The sequence below is a fragment of the Planomonospora algeriensis genome (assembly GCF_977012225.1).
In genome coordinates this window covers 1-3,133 of the sequence record NZ_CDRNDK010000609.1, presented here as the reverse complement: position 1 = coordinate 3,133, position 3,133 = coordinate 1, and the positions used below count along the sequence as shown (strand labels likewise).

At 74.1% G+C, this 3,133-nt stretch carries 3 protein-coding genes; all 3 read right to left on the bottom strand.

Annotation, left to right across the window (positions count from 1 at the left end; translation table 11 throughout):
* The coding region (locus ACWJ6R_RS33285) for a sensor histidine kinase (RefSeq protein WP_449066026.1) at positions 1–1,218 on the bottom strand (1,218 nt) is incomplete at its 3' end.
* 520 nt (positions 1,219–1,738) lie between these two features.
* Positions 1,739–1,945 carry a hypothetical protein gene (locus tag ACWJ6R_RS33280; protein WP_449066025.1) on the bottom strand — a complete coding sequence of 69 codons (207 nt, stop codon included), beginning with the start codon at positions 1,943–1,945 and terminating at the stop codon, positions 1,739–1,741.
* A 48-nt stretch (positions 1,946–1,993) separates the two neighbouring features.
* Positions 1,994–3,133 (bottom strand): Dyp-type peroxidase (locus ACWJ6R_RS33275; protein ID WP_449066024.1); only part of this gene is annotated, 1,140 nt, incomplete at its 5' end.

Here is a 3,133-nt window from a genome sequence, read left to right as displayed (position 1 = left end):
GATCCGGCCGGCGGCCGGTTCCACCGCCGCCCGCCCCGCGGCGGGCAGGGTGACGGTGAAGCGGCTGCCGGGGTCGGCCGGGGCGTAGAAGGCGTCGCCGCCGTGCGCGCGGGCCAGTTCCCGGGTGATCCACAGACCCAGGCCGACCGAACCCGGGGTGGTGCCGGCGCCGCTGAAGCGGGAGAACAGCAGGGAACGCCTGTCCTCGGGGATGCCCGGGCCGTGGTCGCGCACGTGCACGGCGAGCAGGTCGCCGCCGCCCGGTCCGGCGGGGGCGGCACTGACCACGATCGGCGGGGCGCCGTAGCGCACGGCGTTGGTGGTGAGGTTGACCAGCATCTGCTCCAGCCGCTGCGGATCGGCCCGCACGGTGAGGCCGTCGGGGACCTCCACGCGCACCGGGGCGCTGAGGTAGCCGACCGCCTTCTCCGCGGCGGCGCGCAGGTCCAGCGGGCGCAGGTTCAGGCGGAGCCCTCCGTGGCTGTCGAGCCGGTCGGCGTCCAGCAGGTCGGCGGCCAGCCGCCGGATCCGCTCGACCTGGCGCAGGGCGACCCCGGCGATCGCGTCCCGGCGCTCCTTGGGCAGGTCGGGGCCGTCCTCGTTCAGGGTCTCCACCGCGAACTGGACGGAGGTCAGCGGGGAACGCACGTCGTGAGCCAGGGCGGCGGTCAGCGCGGCCCGCCAGCGCTCCATGCGGTGGATGATCTCCCGGTCGCGGCGCTGGTGCTCGACCTGGCGGGCGATCAGCACGCCGACCCCCACCAGCGTGGGGACGAACACCACGACGCTGGAGACCGCCACCGGATCGCGGCCCGAGAGGACCAGCGGCGCAAGGTAGGCCAGCGTCGCCGGCGGGGTCAGCGCCAGCACGGCCGCGGTGGGGAAGTGCAGTCCCACCCACGCGAACAGCATCATGTAGAACGGCGCCGTGCCCGCAGCGGTCCCGCCGAACGCCCAGGTGGAGACGGACAGCACGGCCAGGGCGGGCAGGCTCAGCGCCAGGGGGGCGCGCGGGTCGAGGCGGTCCCAGGGGATCCACCAGGCCACCGCGGCCAGGAACAGATCGGCCCCGGCGATCGCCGCCAGCAGACCGCGCTGGCCGATCGGCGTCGCCGCGATGCCCAGAACGGCCAGCACTCCCGCCAGGGCGAACAAGGTCGCCGCCTGCCGAGCGGCGTATCTCCCACCTTCCCCCACCAGCGACCACTTTGTGGCCATTCATCCCCCTGTGGTGAAACACATCCGGCTTCCACCATAACTATTGGTCATGCTCCTCTCACCTACGGTGGTCGCCCTCTAGGAGATCCCGGCCGCGAGAGGGGGGATGATGGTGGCGCCGCGCATGCGGGGACGGCGCTTGGAGTTTCCGCCGCCAAGCCCTCGCCGCGGTACGGCGGATTCACCGTGACCGACCTTCCCGGCACGCCGACCACTCGGCCGAGGGCAGGCCCGACGACGAAGAGGAAGACGGGGAAGATCCTGATGCGAGCTGCTTTCATCTACGGTGCCGGTGACGTGCGCGTGGAAGACGCGCCTGACCCGGTGCCGCAGGCGCCCACCGACGCCCTGGTGCGGGTGGTGCGCGCCTGCATCTGCGGCAGTGACCTGCACCCGTACCACAACCTGCCCGCCTCGGAGCAGGGCCGCCCGATCGGCACGAGTTCGTCGGCGTCGTCGAGGAGACCGGCGCGGAGGTCTCCACCCTCAAACGGGGCGACTTCGTCATCGCGCCGTTCGCCTACTCCGACGACACGTGCGAGTTCTGCCGCGAGGGCCTGCACACCTCCTGCCGGTAGGGCGGGTTCTGGGCCTCCAACGGCGTCGGCGGCGCCCAGGCCGAGGCCGTGCGCGTCCCGCTGGCCGACGGCACCCTGGTCAAGGCCCCGGTCGGCGAGGACTCCGCCCTGCTGCCCTCGCTGCTGACCCTGTCGGACGTCTTCCTCACCGGCCACCACGCCGCCGTCAAGGCCGGGGTCGGCCCGCGCACCGCTGCTCACCCCGCTCGATTCCCCAGCAGGGTCTCGCCGATCCAGCCGTCCTCCGCGCAGCCCGGCGGCACGGCGAACACGGCCGAGCCGATCGGGGTCGTCCACTCGTTGAGCAGATCGGCCTCGGCCAGGCGCAGCTGGATCGGGAGGAACTGCCGGGTGACGTCGGCCTGGTAGGAGGCGAACAGCAGCCCGCTGTCGGCGCGCCCGTCGGCGGTGACCCCCTCGTCGTAGTTGTAGACCCGGCGGAAGATCCGCAGACCCGGATCGGCGACGCGGGCCCGCCGGATGTGGGCCTGCTCGGCGATGACGGGGAAGCCCGCCGGGGTGAGCCGCGCGAAGTCCGGTTCGTCATGTTCCCGGACCCCGGTGAGCGGGGCGCCGCTGTCCAGGCGGCGTCCCACGGTGAACTCCTTGGCGGTCCGGTCGACGGCGTCCCAGGTCTCCATCTCCGCCCGGATGCGCCGCAGCACCAGCGTGGTGCCGCCGCGCAGCCACTCCGGCCCGTCGCCCGTCCACACGGCCCGGTCGAAGTCGGCCGTGCCCGGCTCCGGATTGACGGTCCCGTCGAGCTGGCCCATGACGTTGCGCTGGGTGGTGCCGGGGTCCTGGACCTGGAGGGCCCGCCGGAAGCCGCGCTGGATCCACCGCACCCGAGCGAAGGAACGGGCGTCCTTGACCGTCATGCGCAGTGCGTGGGCCACGGTGAGGGCGTCGTCGGCGCAGATCTGCAGCAGCAGGTCGCCGCCGTTCCAGCGCCGCTCCAGCCTGTCGACGGGGAAGGCGGGCAGCGGCGCGACCGCCTCCGGCCGCAGGTGCTCGGCCCCGGCCGCGGCGAACAGCCCGGGGCCGAACCCGAAGGTGACGGTCAGCCGGGCGGGAAGCACGGCCAGCTCCGGCTCGGTGTCGGCGAGCGCGGGCCTGCCCGCGGTCAGCCGGCGCGCGTCGTCGGTGAGCAGCCGCATCATCCGGGCTATCGCCTCACGTCCGCTGCCGGGCAGCAGGTCCAGCCCGACGAAGGCGGCGTGGGCCTGCGGCGCCGTGGCGATCCCGGCCTGGTGGACGCCGTGGAACGGCTCGACGGCGGTGCCGCCGGGAGGCCATGGCGGAGGCGGGCGCGGCGGAGGCGGGTACGGCGACGCCCG